A 15036-nucleotide genomic window follows, 5' to 3' on the forward strand; every position below is an offset into this window, starting at 1 on the left:
CAGGCAATGAAGCAACCCAGACTCGTCGTCATCGGCAATGGCATGGCCGGCATCCGTACCGTGGAGGAACTGCTCAAGCTGATGCCGGGCATGTACCAGATCACCGTGTTCGGGGCCGAGCCGCACCCCAACTACAACCGCATCCTGCTGTCGCCGGTGCTGGCCGGCGAGCAGGAGTTCGACGACATCGTGCTCAATCCATTGCAGTGGTATCGGGACAACGGCATCCAGTTGCACTTGAACAAGGAAGTCACGCGCATCGATCGGGTGCGTCGCCGCGTGATCGCCGCCGATGGCACCGAGGCCGACTACGACCGCTTGTTGATCGCCACCGGTTCGGTGCCGTTCGTGTTGCCGATCCCCGGCAACGATTTGAACGGTGTGATCGGCTACCGCGATATCCAGGACACGCGCACGATGATCGAGACCGCGCACAGCAAGCAGCATGCGGTGGTGATCGGTGGCGGCCTGCTCGGCCTGGAAGCGGCCAATGGCTTGAAGCTGCGCGGGATGGACGTGACCGTGGTGCATCTGGCCGGGTGGTTGCTGGAGCGTCAGCTCGATCCGGTGGCCGGGAATCTGCTGCAGCAGGCCCTGCGCGCGCGCGGGCTGGAGTTCAAGCTGAGTACCGCGACCAGTGCATTGCTGGGCAACGCGCAGGGCGAAGTGATCGGCGTGAAGTTTGCCGATGGCAGCGAGATCCCGGCCGATCTGGTGGTGATGGCAGCGGGTATCCGCCCGAACACCCGGTTGGCCGAAGAAGCCGGCATCCATTGCTCGCGAGGCATCGTGGTCAACGACAGCCTGCAGAGCTTCGATCCGCGCGTGTACGCAGTGGGCGAGTGCGCAAACCATCGTGGCATTGCGTATGGCCTGGTGGCACCGTTGTTCGAGCAGGCCAAGGTGTGTGCGAATCACCTGGCGCAGTTCGGCATCGGCATCTACCGCGGTTCGGTGGCCTCGACCAAGCTCAAGGTCACCGGGATCGATCTGTTTTCGGCCGGCGATTTCATGGGGGGCGATGGCTGCGAGGAGATCGTGCTGTCAGATCCGGCCGGCGGGGTCTACAAGAAGCTGGTGATCCGCGACGATGTGCTGGTCGGTGCCTGCCTGTACGGCGACACCAGCGATGGCGGCTGGTACTTCAAGCTGCTCAAGGACGGCACGCCGATCCAGGCGCAGCGCGACCAGTTGATCTTCGGCGAGAGCGCACTCGGCGATGCCGGCACCGGCGGGCAGGACCGTGCCAGTGCGATGGCCGACAGCGACGAGGTCTGCGGCTGCAATGGCGTGTGCAAGGGCACGATCGTGAAAGCGATCAGCGAGCAAGGCCTGTTCACCGTCGATGACGTCAAGAAGAACACCAAGGCGGCGAGTTCGTGCGGATCGTGCACGGGGCTGGTCGAGCAGATCCTGATGAACTGCCTGGGCTCCAACTTCCAGGAAACGCCGAAAACCAAGGCGGTTTGCGCCTGCACCGATCTGAGCCATGGCGAAGTGCGGCGCGCCATTCGCGAGCACAAGCTGCTGACCCATGCGCAGGCCTACGCCTTCATGGAATGGCGCACGCCCAATGGTTGCGCGACCTGCCGGCCGGCGATCAACTACTACATGTTGTCGAGCTGGCCGCACGAGGCCATCGACGATCCGCAGTCGCGCTTCATCAACGAGCGTGCGCACGCCAACATCCAGAAAGACGGCACCTTCTCGGTGATTCCGCAGATGAAGGGCGGGGTGACCAATGCCGGCGAGCTGCGTCGCATTGCCGATGTCGCCGACAAATACGCCGTGCCGATGGTCAAGGTGACCGGCGGCCAGCGCATCGATCTGCTTGGGGTCCGGAAGGAAGACCTGGTGGATGTGTGGCGCGATCTGGGCATGCCCTCCGGGCACGCGTACGGCAAGTCGATCCGCACGGTGAAGACCTGCGTGGGCAGCGAGTTCTGCCGCTTCGGCACGCAGAACAGCACGCAGATGGGCATCGACCTGGAAACCATGCTGGCCAATATGTGGAGCCCGCACAAGGTGAAGCTGGCGGTGTCCGGCTGCCCGCGCAACTGCGCCGAGTCCGGCATCAAGGATGTCGGCATCATCGCGGTGGACTCGGGGTGGGAGCTGCATGTCGGTGGTAATGGCGGCATCAAGACCGAGGTGGCCCGCTTCCTGGTCAAGGTGAGCACCGCCGAGGACGTGCGCGAATACACCGGTGCGTTTTTGCAGTTGTATCGCGAGCAGGCGTATTACCTGGATCGCACCGTGCACTACATCGCACGGGTGGGCCTGGACTACATCCGTGCACAAGTGGTGGATGACGCGGCCAACCGACGTGCCTTGTACGAGCGCTTGCTGTACTCGCTGGAAGGCCTGGTCGACCCGTGGAAGGCGCGTATCGCCGGCGAGCGTCGGCAGGAGTATCAACCGCTGCGCATCGCCGCGCCGGCCGCCACGGTGGAGGAATGAGCATGCAGCAGACCCCGTGGATCCGCGTGTGCGCGCTGCAGGACCTGCCTGCATTGGGCGCGCGCGTGCTGCAGGTCGACGGCATTGCGCCGATCGCCCTGTTTCGTACCGCCAGCGATCAGGTGTTTGCGTTGCGCGACCGTTGCCCGCACAAGGGCGGGCCGTTGTCGCAAGGCATCGTGGCCGGCGAAACGGTGACCTGCCCGTTGCACGGCTGGGCGATTGCCTTGCAGAGCGGCCAGGCCTGCGCGCCGGATGTGGGCTGCGCGCCACGTTACCCGGTCAAGGTGGAGGCCGACGCGGTGTGGATCGTGTTGCAGCCGGTATCGCTGCCGGATGCCATCGCCGAGCCGGCCGCATGAGCGACGGCCAGCAGCGACCCTTGACCGGTGAGGCGGTGCCGCCGCAGACATCCTCGCCGATGCATCGCATCACGCGTTCGACCTGCTGCTACTGCGGCGTGGGCTGCGGGGTGCTGATCCACAGCGAGCACGATGCCACTGGCGAACGCATCGTCGGGATCGAAGGCGACCCGCTGCATCCGGCCAATCATGGCCGCTTGTGCAGCAAGGGCCTGGCGTTGCCGCAGACCGTCGCCAGTACCCAGGGGCGCGTGCTTGAGCCCGAGCTGCGTCGTCATCGGCAGGCACCGCGTGCGGCGGTGAGCTGGGATCAGGCGCTCGACCACGTCACCGGCAAGCTGGCGGCGATCATCAAGCAGCATGGCCCGGATGCGGTGGCGTTCTATCTCTCGGGCCAGTTGTTGACCGAGGACTATTACGTCTTCAACAAGTTCGCCAAGGGCCTGCTCGGCACCAACAACATCGACACCAATTCGCGGCTGTGCATGTCCAGCGCGGTCACCGCCTACAAGCTCGCGTTGGGGGCCGACGGCCCGCCGACCTGCTACGAGGATCTGGAGCTGGCGCAGACCGTGCTGTTTGCCGGCAGCAACATGGCGTATGCGCATCCGGTGCTGTTTCGCCGCCTGGAAGATGCACGCGCGCGCAATCCCGGGATTCGCTGGATCGTGATCGACCCGCGTCGCACCGACACCGCGGCCATGGCCGACCTGCACCTGGCAATCGAGCCCGGAACCGACGTTGCGCTGTTCAACGGCATGCTGCATCACCTGATCTGGGAGGGGTTGGTGGATGCGCGTTTCGTTGCGGCGCATACCGAGGACTTCGACGCCCTCAAGCACCTGCTGCGCGAATACACCCCGCGCATGAGCGCCGAGATCTGCGGTATCTCGCATGAGGACCTGGTGCAGGCGGCCGAGTGGTTCGGGCGCAGCCCGGCGGCATTGTCGCTGTATTGCATGGGCCTGAACCAGTCCGCGCAGGGTACCGACAAGAACCTGGCGCTGATCAACCTGCATCTGGCGACCGGGCAGATCGGCAAGCCGGGTGCGGGCCCGTTTTCGCTGACCGGCCAGCCCAATGCGATGGGCGGGCGCGAGGTCGGCGGCATGGCGACGATGCTGGCGGCGCATCGCGAGATCGACAATGCCGAGGACCGTGTGGAACTGGAACGCCTGTGGCATCTGCCGGCCGGCCGTCTGAGTGCCACGGCCGGCACACCGGCCGTGCAGTTGTTCGAGCGCCTGCGTGCCGGCAGCCTGAAGGCGGTGTGGATCGTGTGCACCAACCCCGTACATTCGATGCCGGAGGTGGATGGCATTCGCGCCGCATTGGAACAGGCCGAGCTGGTGATCGTGCAGGACGCGTTCTCCGGCACCGACACCGTGCCGTATGCCGACGTGCTGTTGCCGGCCACCAGTTGGGGCGAGAAGGACGGCAGCGTGACCAACTCCGAGCGTCGCATCACCCGCGTGCGCAAGGCGGTGGACGCGCCGGGCCAGGCGCGCGCGGACTGGTGGATCGCGCGCGAAGTGGCACGACGCCTGGAGGCACGCTTGGCGCCGGCCGAGGGCGAGGGATTATTCGCGTTCGATACCACCGCGCAGATCTTCGACGAGCATTGTGCGTTGACGGTGGGCCGTGACCTGGATATCGGCGGGCTGGACTACCCGATGCTGGATGGCGGGCCGCAGCAGTGGCCATTCCCTGCCGGCGCCGCACACGGGCAGGCGCGTCGCTATACCGACGGCGTGTTCGCCACCGGCAACGGGCGCGCGCGCTTCCACGTCACGCCGTATCGCAAGGTGGCCGAGCCAACCTCGGCACGTTTTCCGATGCGGCTGCTGACCGGACGGCTGCGCGACCAATGGCATGGCATGTCGCGCAGCGGACGCGTACCGGCGGCGTTTGCGCATAGCCCCGAACCGGCCTTGCGCATGCATCCGGACGATGCGACGCGACGTGGCCTGGTCGCTGGCGAGCTGGTGCAGATCGCCAGCAAGCGCGGTGCGCTGGTGCTGCCGCTGGAACTTTCCGACGAGCTGCGCTCGGGCACTGTGTTCGCCGCGATGCATTGGAGCGGGCAGCACCTGTCCAGTGGGGGCATCAACGAAGTGAGCAGCCCGGCGGTGGATGTGCGCTCGCAGCAGCCCGAGCTCAAGCATGCGGCGGTGCGGGTGGAGAAGGCCAGTTTCGGCTGGCATCTGCTGGCGGCCCGGCGCGGCGACGCGCTGGCCCTGCAACGGGCGCTGCAGCCGCTGTTGCGCGATTGCGGCTATGCATCGCTGCGGCTGCATGCCGAGCCGCTGGCCGGGGCCGGCGGGCACTGGTCGGTCCTCCATGCGGCCTGCGAGCGCGCACCAGATGCCGAATGGATCGATCGTCTGGTTGCGGCATTGCAGCTGCCGGCCGGTGCAGACGTGCTGGAGTACCGCGACCTGCGCCGCGGGCTGATGCGTCGTGTGGGCTGGCGCATGCAGGATGGCCATAGCCATATCGATGGCCTGCTGCTCACCGCAGCGCAGCCCAGCGAGGCCAACCAGGCATTGCTGCGCAGCGCATTGGCGGGCCGGCCCTGGCGTGGTCCGCGGCTGGCGGTATTTGCGCAGACCCAGGGCGCGCCCAGCGACCCGATCGTCTGCAGCTGCATGCAGGTCTCAACTGCTGCGATCCATGCCGCCATCGACGACGGTGCCGATCTGCCCCAGCTCAAGCAACGCCTGGGCTGCGGCACGGTCTGCGGCTCCTGTGTCCCGCAACTCATCCGGTTGTGCCGGCAATCACGGCACGCCTGAGCGGCCTTCCTGACCTCCACATACTGCGAGATCCTCTCATGTCAGTCCTTCCTTCCTGTGCGCGTGATGTGGTGTTGTTGTCCGCCGGCCCCGGCGATCTGGACCTGCTCACCGTCAAGGCGGTCAAGACGCTGGCGGCCGCGCAAGTGGTGTTGCTGGACGATCTTGCCAACCCGCAGATCGTCGAGCTAGCGCCACAGGCGCGGGTGATCCGGGTCGGCAAGCGCGGCGGTTGCCGCTCGACGCCGCAGGATTTCATCTGCCGGCTGATGCGGCGCTACGCCTTGCAAGGCTTGCGCGTGGTGCGCGTCAAAGGCGGCGATGCGCTGCTGTTCGGGCGCGCAGGCGAAGAGATCAGCTTCCTGCGCCGCGCCGGAGTGGGCGTGCAGATCATCAACGGCGTCAGTGCCGCATTCGCCGCGGCATCCGCGCTGGAAGTCTCCTTGACCCATCGCAGCCACTGCCACGGCATCACCTTCGTCACCGCGCATACGCACGATCACGGCGAGCCGAACTGGGGCGCGCTTGCCGCCAGCGGCACGACGCTGGGGATCTACATGGGGCTGCGGCGCGCCGATGCCTTGGCCACTGCGTTGCTGGCGCATCTGCCGGACAGCACGCCGGCGGCCATCGTGCAGGCGGCCACCCGGCCCGAGCAGCAGCGCCGGTTGACCACGCTGGGCGAGCTGGGACTCACCGCCGCCGGCATGCTGCCGGGCTTGCCGACCCTGCTGCTGGTGGGCGCTGCCTTATCCGAGGCGGCAGCGCAGTGCGACGATCGCGTCGGCCTGATGCTGGAGCGGGCGGTGGGCTGAGCGCGATCAGCTGACCGCCGCGCGCGCCAATCCACGCGCGGCGGCGTGACGCTTCAACGCAGAACTCGGCGCGCATGCCGCAACGCGATGCGCTCGTAGCACAGGTGATAGAGCACGCCGAGCAGCAGTGCGGCGCCTACACTGAGCAGCAGATTCACCGGCCAGGTGGCCAGCGGCCCCATCCGCCGCGTGGTGCGTGCCACCACTGACATCAGCGGCATATGCACCAGGTAGATCGCATACGACGTATTGCCGAGCAACAGCAGCATCGGGCCGATGCGTAGCCAGCCACGCCACTCCGCGCGCACAAGGCCGACCACTGCGCCAGCGATCGCCAGGCCGAACAGCGGCGAATGCACGCGTTGCATGCCATCGAGCACGAAGCACGCGAATGCGACGGCCGCGACTGCATAGCTGACCCACACCATCCACGGTGCAGCACTCAAGACCGCACGTGCCGCCAGCATGCCGAACACGAATTCCAGCGTGATGGGATGCAGCAGCAACGCCCGCCAGGACAGCTCCAACGGCTGCGCGAACGGCGCGCCAAGGGCGGCGTACAGCAGCGTTACGCCTGCCCAGATCACCGCGCAGCGCAGCGGATGCCCGCTACGGAAGAACAGCCACGCCAGTGCATAGAACATCAGCTCGTAACTCAGCGTCCAGGCCACGCCCAATGCGGGTTGCCCGTCGACCGGCAGCAGGGTCAGCGTGGCAAACCATGACCAACCCATGTCGCCATCGTCCAGGCTGGGCCGCAGCGTATAGGCCAGCGCCAACGCAACTCCCACCGGCCAGTACGGCAGATAGATGCGGCTGATGCGGCTGCTGGCGTAAGCGCGGCTCCAGCCCGGCGTGTCCGCACTGGCATGGTTGACGTAGTAGATGATGAAGCCCGACAGCACGAAGAAAAAATCCACGCCCAGATAGCCGTGCGCCAGCGCCGCGGCCAGCCATGCCGGCAACGGCTGCACCAGGTGCGTGGTGGGCAGCACGCTGTGGCTGAGTACCACCATCGTGGCGGCCAGCGCACGCCCGGCCTGCAGCACGCCGATGGTGGGACGGGCAGGCAGCGCGACCATCGGCTGCGACATCGGCACGCCGACGCAGGCCGCTGTCTGCGCGCTCAGGCAGCCAGTTCCGCAGCGTCGGCGAAGACGCTGGCCTGCTCGGCACGCAGGCGATCGATCAGGCGGTTGGCCGGCAACTGCACGTCGTCGTAGGTCAGCACCTGGTCCTTGGACACCGCATGGCGGAGCACGCAGCCTTCAGCCACACCCATCGGCAGCAGCCCGGCGTTTGCGGTGACATCAGCGCGTTCGCACTGGCCGTAGCTCATGTAGCCGCCGAGTCCGTCGATGGTTTCGCCGATGGCCAGGTCGCGCTTGGCGGTGGCGATCACTTCCACCAGCGGCGCGCCCAGCGGCTGCAGCACCGCATCGCCCAGCAGCACCACCCGCGCCACCGACAGCGGCACCTCGAAGTGGCACAGGTGGTACGGCGTGTAGAAGCTGTACAGCGGGCCTTCGCCGAGTTTGTAGAGATTGAGGTAATGCTGCTGCCTGGCATCGTCGTGACTGGCCAGCACGAACACGCCGGGCGAGGGCAGGGCGCCGACCACGTAATCCACTGCGCCGCCCACCGCACGCAAGGCTTCGATGTCGTAGCGCCGGGTCAGTTCGTCGACATGCGCGCGATGCTCATAGCCGGTCATGCCACGCTGCAGGATCGACATGCCGGTGCCATTGGCCACGATCGCCTGCTCGAAGCTGATCTTGGTGCCGTCGGCAAAACTGGTGACCATATGCGGGTCCTGGCCCCACTTCGCGGCGAAACCGGCCTGTGTGGCCGGTGTGCGATACGGGTCCTGCAGGCCCTTGATGTTGCCGCACAGCAGCGGCGTCAGACCGATCGAGCGTACGAACCGGTACAGGTTCATCTGTACGCCGGGCTGGTCGCCATCGCAGGCACTGAAGATCACCCCGGCCGCATCGGCCTTGCGCTTGAGCAAGGGGCCGACGGTGCCGTCGAGTTCGGCATTCATGGTGACCATGTGGCGGCCATGGGCGATGGCGCCCAGGCTGATGCGCGCGCCATAGTCGATGGCGCCGGTGGCATCGATCAGGCAATCCAGCGCATCGCATTCGTAGAGCAGTGCGGGGTCGTCGGTCACCGCGGGAATGCCTGCAGCGATCTGGCGCTTCAACTCGCTGGCGCCATCCACCACGCGTGCGTGCTGGCCGGCCAGGTGGTAGGCCTCCAGTGCCTTGTCCACGCTGCGGTTGCAGATCGCCGACACCCGCATGCCCGGCACCGAGTGCGCGATCTGGTTGACGATGCCGCGTGCCATGAAGCCGGCGCCGTAGAGGCCGACACGTAATGGGCGGCCTTCGGCGGCACGGGCCTGCAATAGACGATCGATGTTCATGCGCGCTCCCGCTGGGTGAGTCCGGCAAGGGTGGGGATGCCGTGTTGGTGTTCGTTGAAGTCCGGCCAGGCAGCATCCTTGTCGGACACCAGCTGTGGTTCGAGCGGCCACTGCACGCCCAGACGCGGATCGTTCCAGCGCAAGCCGCGCTCGGCCTGCGGCGTGTACATCGCACTGGCGAAATACAACGCCTCGGTCTGCGGCTGAAGGGTGATGAAGCCATGCGCAAAGCCGCGCGGCACGTAGAGGGCCAGGCGATTTTCGGTAGTCAATTCGGTGCCGTACCACTGCAGATACGTGCGCGAATCCGGACGCAGATCCACGATCGCATCCCATAGCGCACCACGAATGCAGCGCACGATCTTGACCTCGGCGGCCGGAGGCAGTTGGTAATGCATGCCGCGCAAGGTGCCGGCCTGCGCATTGAACGAGTTGTTGACCTGCACGAACTGATCGACCAGGCCGGCCTGCGCCATCTCCTGGGTGCAGAACACGCGTGCGAACCAGCCGCGTTCATCGCCACGCTGCTGCGGCTCGATCACGAACGCGCCTGCCAGCGGGGTGGGGTGGAAGATCATGCAGCCACCCTCAGATCCGCTGCCAGGGCGCCTGTGTCGACCAGCTGCTGCAGGATGCGCAGACGAATGAAGTCCGAGCGCTGGCGGAAGTCGCCATCGTTGAACCCGGTGCGCTGCAGGTCGTCGCGCAGCTCGGTGATGGTGGAGCGCAGGGTTTCCTGCGGCTGATGTTCCGGCGCCAGGCGTTCGAACAGGGAGAAGTCCACGCGATAGGAGCGGTTGTCGGTCGGCGCGCTGGTGGAGATTGCAACGTGCGCACTGGGAATCGCCACGCCGACTGCATGGGCCAGATCGCGGATCTGCACGTTCCAGCGCTCCGAACCGGCATTGACGAACAGGAACTGCCCGCCGGCCGCGGGCGTACGGCTCACTGCCCAGTCGATGGCGCGCGCCATGTCGCGCACATGGATCAACGGCCGCCAGGGCGAGCCATCGGACAACACCTCCACGGTGCCGTTGGCCACCGCGCTGGCGACGAAATCGTTGAGCACCAGATCCAGCCGCAGACGCGGCGAGGCACCGCAGGCGGTGGCAAAGCGCAGGCAGGTGATCACCATGTCGGTGTCCAGCTGTGCGAGCGCACGCTCGGTATCGATCTTGGAATGCGCATACGCCGTCAGCGGTGCGATCGCGCTGGTTTCCGAACGTGGCGTGCCATCGGCGGCCGCGCCATACACGCTGCAGCTGGAGGCGAACACGAAGTGACCCACGCCGGCCTGCGCGGCCGCCTGCGCCACCGCCACGCTGGCGCGGCAGTTGATCGCATCGGTGACCAGCTCGAAACGCTTGCCCATCGCATCGTTGGAGATCGCCGCCAGGTGCACCACCGCGTCGAAGCCCTGCAACTGCTGCGCGGTGAGATCGCGCACGTCGCCGAACCATTGCTGGTCCAGCACCACTTCCGGCAGGCGGCGCGGGTCGGACAGGCAGTGCGCGAACCAGCCGCGATCCAGCCCGACCAACCAGGCCTGCGGATAGCGCTGTCGCAAATGTGCGGCCACGACCGGGCCGATGTAGCCCATGTTGCCGGTGATCAGAATACGCATGGTGTTACTCCCACACGCGCCACGGCGCGCGATTGGATGACCAGAGGGTTTCGAGATGATTGCGATCGCGCAGCGTGTCCATCGGCTGCCAGAAGCCGTCGTGGCGATACACGCTCAGCTCGTCGCGATCGACCAGCGTTTCCAGCGGGCTGTTCTCCCACACGGTGGCATCGCCGTCGATCACATCGATCACGCGCGGGTCGAGCACGAAGAAGCCGCCGTTGATCAGGCCGTCGCCATCCAGCGGTTTCTCGCGGAATCCGGTGACCTGTTCGCCTTCCACACGCAGGGCGCCAAAGCGGCCGGGCGGTTGCACTGCGGTGACCGTGGCCATGCGGCCTTCGCGCTGGTGCAGTGCGATGGCGGCGGTGATATCCACATCGGCCACGCCATCGCCATAGGTCATGCAGAACGCCGCCTCGTCGCGCAGATGCTCGCGCACGCGGCGCAACCGGCCACCGGTCATGGTCTGGGCACCGGTATCGACCAGCGTCACGCGCCAGGGCTCGGCGCGGGTGTTGTGCAAGGTGGTGGTATTGCTGCCGAGATCGCAGGTGACGTCGGATTCGCGCATGTGGTAATTCATGAAGAAATCCTTGATCACCTCACCGCGATAGCCAAGACAGACGATGAAGTCCTGGATGCCGTGATGCGCGTAGATCTTCATGATGTGCCAGAGGATCGGCTTGCCGCCGATCTCCACCATGGGCTTGGGGCGGATGGCGGTTTCTTCGGAAATGCGCGTTCCCAGGCCACCCGCCAGAATGACTGCTTTCATTGCTGATCCTTGAACTGAGGCGCCGGTGACTCGGCGCAGTGCGATGGAGCGCTAGGCGGTCATGCTCAGCGCAATCGCCGGCGGACAGGCGGCCTGTTCGGCCATCGTGGCCAGGTTGTCGAGCATGGCAAGGCGCTCGGCCATCAGTGCCGGGCGCGGCAGTTGCAGCGTTTGCAGGATCTGCGCCCAGCGGTGTGCCCAGTCGTGCCGTCGCAGGCACTGCACGGTGTTGTGCAGACGGGCACGCTCCAGTCGGTCGGTCTGCTGCTCCAGGTCGCGCAGGAAGGGACCGATCTCCTCGCCATCGGCCGGCAGCTCGATCACCGCGTCTTCCCAATCGAAGTACTGGGCAAATTCCGGGCACGCCTGTGCGGAGCCGAGGATCACTGCGCCCCCGGCGGCACCTTCGAAATAGCGCGTTGCCAGCGCCTGCTTTTTCACACCCTTGAAGAATCCTTGGGTATCCACCACGAAGTCGTGCGCCATGAAGAACTTGGCGCGCTTGATCATGGCTGCCGACTGCAGCCGATGTGCCGCCCAGTCCTGCACCGCGCCACCGCGCAACACATCGTGCAGATAGAAAAAGCCGGGGTTGGCCTGTGCATGCGCAAGCAATTGCGCGTGCACCTGTGGCATGCGCCGGCCGATGCTCAGCACATCGATGCAGCGCTGTGGCGGCCGTGGCAGTGGCGTTGCCAGCAACGTGTCGCAGGCGCTGGCCAGAAACGACACCGGGGTGCTGGTGTAGCGGCGCAGCGCATCAACGCAACTGGCATTGAGCACGAAGACATGGTCGAACTGGTCCAGCAGCTTCAACTCGGCCTTCTGCGATTCCAGCAATTCCGGCCAGGTTTCCAGCAGATACACCACGCGGGTGCGGCAGCGTTCACGCCACCCCTTGATACGCCCCAGCGCGCTCAATTCCCTGGGGAACTGGCACACGTAGAAGAACAGGTCATGGTCCTGCTCGACCACCCGGGGCTGTGCGTTGGAGAGCGCAGGCTGCCCGCACAGCCGCTGCAGTGCGGAGACGCCGCGGTGTTTGAGCTCGTTGAGCAGATACGACACGCCGGGATTGACGCCGCGTCCGTGGGTGTAATCGGCCGCGGGCGGACACAGCAGTTGCGCGTGTTCCAGACTGCGGACCACGTTGAGCAACGCATATGCCTGCCCATTGAAAGCCTCTGGCCATGCCTCGTAATTGGAGGCAAGCAGGACCGAACGCGTTGCGTCCATTCAAACTCCTTCGGTGATTGCAGCTTCGAACCGGACGCGACAAAGCGCGCTCGGGTGGGGGGAAGAATGCGCACCGCAAAATTCGGGAAAACGTCTGTTGGCGTCGAGTAACGTGATTTACGTCATGTGTCGAGCCGAATATAGAGCCGGATTGTGAGAAAAAAGTGATGGCGGTCACAACAACCCCGTGCGTTCTAGTGTGCGGATAGACTGATCGACCATCGTGTGAGAGCGGCCATGCAAGACGTCGAGTGCATCGTGATAGGGGCCGGAGTGGTGGGGTTGGCAATTGCGCGCGAGCTGGCGATGCAAGGGCACGAGGTTTTGGTGCTGGAATCGGAAGGTGCCGTCGGCACCGGCACCAGCGCACGCAATAGCGAGGTGATTCATGCCGGGCTCTACTATCCGGCCGGTTCGTTGAAAGCGCAGCTGTGCCTCAGCGGCAATGCGCTGTTGTATGCGTATTGCCAGCAGCGCCACGTGCCATATCGGCGCTGCGGCAAATTGATCATCGCCTGCGATCAGGCGCAGCGCGACCAGCTTGATCAGTTGCACCGCAGTGCCGTCGCCAGCGGTGCGTACGGCTTGCTGCCGCTCGACGCGGCACACGTACAGGCACGCGAGCCGGCCTTGCGCTGCGTCGCGGCGCTGGAGTCCACCACCACCGGCATCATCGACAGCCATGCGCTGATGTTGGCGTTGCAGGGCGATGCCGAAGCGCATGGCGCCACCGTGGCGCTGCGTGCGCACGTCGCGCAGGTCGAGCCGCTTGCGCAAGGGCTGCGCGTGACCGTCGCAGGTCAGCCATCGGCACGGCTGACCTGCGACTGGCTGGTGAACGCAGCCGGTCATGGTGCGCCGCCGCTGGCCGCACGGATCGATGGCCTGCCTGCGCATGCGCAGGTGCGCGGCTATTTTGCCAAGGGCAGCTACTTCACCCTGGCAGGGCGCTCGCCATTCCAGCAGTTGATTTACCCTATGCCCGAACCCGGTGGCCTGGGCGTGCATCTCACGCTGGATCTGCACGGGCGTGCGCGCTTCGGCCCCGACGTGGAGTGGGTCGCGCAGCCCGACTATCACTGCGCGCCAGCGCATGCCGCGCGTTTTGCTGCAGCGATCCGGCGTTACTGGCCTGGCCTGCCGGACGGCGCATTGCAGCCCGGCTATTGCGGTGTGCGCCCCAAGATCAGCGGACCTGGCGAGGCGGCGGTCGATTTCCGTATCGATGGTCCATCCATGCACGGCATCGCCGGCCTGGTGAACCTGTTCGGGATCGAGTCGCCAGGCCTGACCTGTTGCCTGAGCATCGCACGGCATGTGACCGCGTTGCTGGCTGCCGGGCGCTGCGCGCCTGCGGTGCCTGCCTGACGTCGCCGAGCCTTGCTCCTGGTTCCGGCTCGCCGTGTTGGGCGAGACACAACATCGATCGATCTGACGGTGCTGCATGCCTGGATATTGCTGGCGGTGTCAGCACGATCAGGCGCTCGCACTGGCGAGTGGTAGCGCTATCCACGCATCGCGTACGAAGCGCCGGCCAGCGCATGCCAGGAGTGCAAGATTTGCACAGCGAGCGCAGCTGTTTTTTCCTGCATCGCGCGACGTGGCACCGGCGTGCATGGCTTTGCGGGTTGGCACGATAGTTGCGTTGACCCCCCTACCAGTGGCGTGATCGACGCATCGAGAGGAGGCACAGTGGAAGACGGACAAAGCAGTACTCGTAGCCGGCGCGGTTTTGCCGCATTGGATCCTGAAAAGCGCCGCGTGTTGGCAAGCAGCGGCGGCAAGGCAGCGCATGCCAGCGGCAATGCGCACGAATTTACCAGCGACGAAGCACGCGAAGCTGGCCGCAAGGGCGGCCAGGCCGTGAGCCGCGATCGCGATCATATGTCGCGGATCGGCAGCAAGGGGGGGCGTTCCAAGCAGGCCAAACCTCAGGAAGAGGCCGTCTAGGCAAGAGTGCGGCGCGCATCTGGCGCGCCGTTCTTGCTGCAGCGGATTGCAGGCCCTGCACGCCACGTGCGGGGCCTGCTTATTTTTGCGGAGCTGTCTGCAGAGCTGACAGTGCGTCCGGAACAATCGATTGCAGCTGCGTGTGGTTTTCGGTGTGCTCATGCCTTGCTTGGGTTGATCGAGACCTGACGAAGATATCGATGTGCCATGCATCACCGCGGCGTCGGAAGTTTTTTCACCCGTTCTCGCCCACTCGCGATCGATTGCAGGGAAATATTTCGCGATTGCTTGGTGCACTGACCCCAAGCGAATGCAGGATTTGCATCCGCTGCAGAAATTTCAAAATCGGCAGCTGGGCTTGGATCCCAGGGTGTTGAGTGGAAGGCCTGGGAATGCCCTTGCATGGCAGCTCGGCTGCATTGCAACGTCCGGATGTCCAACACCGAAACCGGATCAGTGACCATTGCATGCCCCAACTGCGGCCGCGGTCGCGGTAGCCCGCATGCAAGGCGGTATCGCGCCCATGGTCGACACAGGCGGTTCGACAACGAAATTGATGGTCAGCCGCAACCGGGCTCGGCCTTAGGC

General features: G+C 65.6%; 12 protein-coding genes. 6 read left to right on the top strand and 6 right to left on the bottom strand.

Annotation, left to right across the window (positions count from 1 at the left end):
• The first annotated feature begins 42 nt into the window (after positions 1–42).
• The 4 genes from nirB (at position 43) to cobA (ending at position 6432) form a co-directional block, all read left to right on the top strand.
• Positions 43–2460: a nitrite reductase large subunit NirB gene (gene nirB, locus LL972_RS07605; RefSeq protein ID WP_266104540.1), complete on the top strand. Its 2418-nt coding sequence runs from the start codon at positions 43–45 to the stop codon at positions 2458–2460.
• A complete protein-coding gene (gene nirD / locus LL972_RS07610) occupies positions 2457–2822 on the top strand; it encodes a nitrite reductase small subunit NirD (protein ID WP_228327062.1) in 366 nt (121 codons plus the stop codon). The genes nirB and nirD overlap by 4 nt, the downstream gene beginning before the upstream one ends.
• On the top strand, positions 2819–5617 hold the full coding sequence (locus tag LL972_RS07615) for a nitrate reductase (protein WP_228327063.1): 2799 nt from the start codon (positions 2819–2821) through the stop codon (positions 5615–5617). Before nirD ends, LL972_RS07615 begins: the two co-directional genes overlap by 4 nt.
• Positions 5618–5685: 68 nt before the next feature.
• A complete protein-coding gene (cobA, locus tag LL972_RS07620) occupies positions 5686–6432 on the top strand; it encodes a uroporphyrinogen-III C-methyltransferase (protein WP_228327106.1) in 747 nt (248 codons plus the stop codon).
• Positions 6433–6485: 53 nt separating this feature from the next.
• Here the strand turns inward: cobA and LL972_RS07625 are convergent, their stop codons facing one another.
• From LL972_RS07625 to LL972_RS07650, 6 genes are read right to left on the bottom strand one after another with little or no spacing between them, the layout of a single operon-like run.
• Positions 6486–7526: an acyltransferase family protein gene (locus tag LL972_RS07625; protein ID WP_228327064.1), complete on the bottom strand. Its 1041-nt coding sequence runs from the start codon at positions 7524–7526 to the stop codon at positions 6486–6488.
• Positions 7527–7558: 32 nt separating this feature from the next.
• Entirely contained in the window at positions 7559–8860 is a 1302-nt protein-coding gene (locus LL972_RS07630; RefSeq protein ID WP_228327065.1) for an NAD(P)H-dependent oxidoreductase, read from the bottom strand.
• Entirely contained in the window at positions 8857–9438 is a 582-nt protein-coding gene (gene rfbC / locus LL972_RS07635) for a dTDP-4-dehydrorhamnose 3,5-epimerase (protein WP_228327066.1), read from the bottom strand. The genes LL972_RS07630 and rfbC overlap by 4 nt, the downstream gene beginning before the upstream one ends.
• Positions 9435–10484: an NAD-dependent epimerase/dehydratase family protein gene (locus LL972_RS07640; protein WP_119128762.1), complete on the bottom strand. Its 1050-nt coding sequence runs from the start codon at positions 10482–10484 to the stop codon at positions 9435–9437. Before LL972_RS07640 ends, rfbC begins: the two co-directional genes overlap by 4 nt.
• Before the next feature lie 4 nt (positions 10485–10488).
• The gene (gene rfbF / locus LL972_RS07645) at positions 10489–11262 is read right to left on the bottom strand and encodes a glucose-1-phosphate cytidylyltransferase (protein ID WP_039527250.1); all 774 of its coding nucleotides are present in this window, start codon (positions 11260–11262) and stop codon (positions 10489–10491) included.
• A gap of 51 nt (positions 11263–11313) precedes the next feature.
• The gene (locus tag LL972_RS07650) at positions 11314–12498 is read right to left on the bottom strand and encodes a glycosyltransferase (RefSeq protein ID WP_228327067.1); all 1185 of its coding nucleotides are present in this window, start codon (positions 12496–12498) and stop codon (positions 11314–11316) included.
• A 237-nt stretch (positions 12499–12735) separates the two neighbouring features.
• On the opposite strand from LL972_RS07650, the gene LL972_RS07655 reads away from it, so the two are divergent.
• Together LL972_RS07655 and LL972_RS07660 are read left to right on the top strand one after the other, a co-directional pair.
• Positions 12736–13866, top strand: coding sequence for an NAD(P)/FAD-dependent oxidoreductase (locus tag LL972_RS07655; protein WP_228327068.1), 1131 nt, complete (start codon positions 12736–12738; stop codon positions 13864–13866).
• 324 nt (positions 13867–14190) lie between these two features.
• A complete protein-coding gene (locus tag LL972_RS07660; protein WP_024940389.1) occupies positions 14191–14448 on the top strand; it encodes a KGG domain-containing protein in 258 nt (85 codons plus the stop codon).
• Positions 14449–15036 lie beyond the last annotated feature (588 nt).

This window comes from Xanthomonas campestris pv. asclepiadis (assembly GCF_020784175.1).
GTDB classification, from domain to species: Bacteria; Pseudomonadota; Gammaproteobacteria; order Xanthomonadales; family Xanthomonadaceae; genus Xanthomonas; species Xanthomonas campestris_D.

Bases quoted from the DNA above. Each gene is read 5' to 3' on its own strand.
- rfbC (WP_228327066.1), bottom strand. From the start codon at position 9,438: ATGATCTTCCACCCCACCCCGCTGGCAGGCGCGTTCGTGATCGAGCCG.
- rfbF (WP_039527250.1), bottom strand. From the start codon at position 11,262: ATGAAAGCAGTCATTCTGGCGGGTGGCCTGGGAACGCGCATTTCCGAA.
- nirB (WP_266104540.1), top strand. From the start codon at position 43: ATGGCCGGCATCCGTACCGTGGAGGAACTGCTCAAGCTGATGCCGGGC.
- LL972_RS07640 (WP_119128762.1), bottom strand. From the start codon at position 10,484: ATGCGTATTCTGATCACCGGCAACATGGGCTACATCGGCCCGGTCGTG.
- nirD (WP_228327062.1), top strand. From the start codon at position 2,457: ATGAGCATGCAGCAGACCCCGTGGATCCGCGTGTGCGCGCTGCAGGAC.
- LL972_RS07625 (WP_228327064.1), bottom strand. From the start codon at position 7,526: ATGTCGCAGCCGATGGTCGCGCTGCCTGCCCGTCCCACCATCGGCGTG.
- LL972_RS07655 (WP_228327068.1), top strand. From the start codon at position 12,736: ATGCAAGACGTCGAGTGCATCGTGATAGGGGCCGGAGTGGTGGGGTTG.
- LL972_RS07650 (WP_228327067.1), bottom strand. From the start codon at position 12,498: ATGGACGCAACGCGTTCGGTCCTGCTTGCCTCCAATTACGAGGCATGG.
- LL972_RS07630 (WP_228327065.1), bottom strand. From the start codon at position 8,860: ATGAACATCGATCGTCTATTGCAGGCCCGTGCCGCCGAAGGCCGCCCA.
- LL972_RS07615 (WP_228327063.1), top strand. From the start codon at position 2,819: ATGAGCGACGGCCAGCAGCGACCCTTGACCGGTGAGGCGGTGCCGCCG.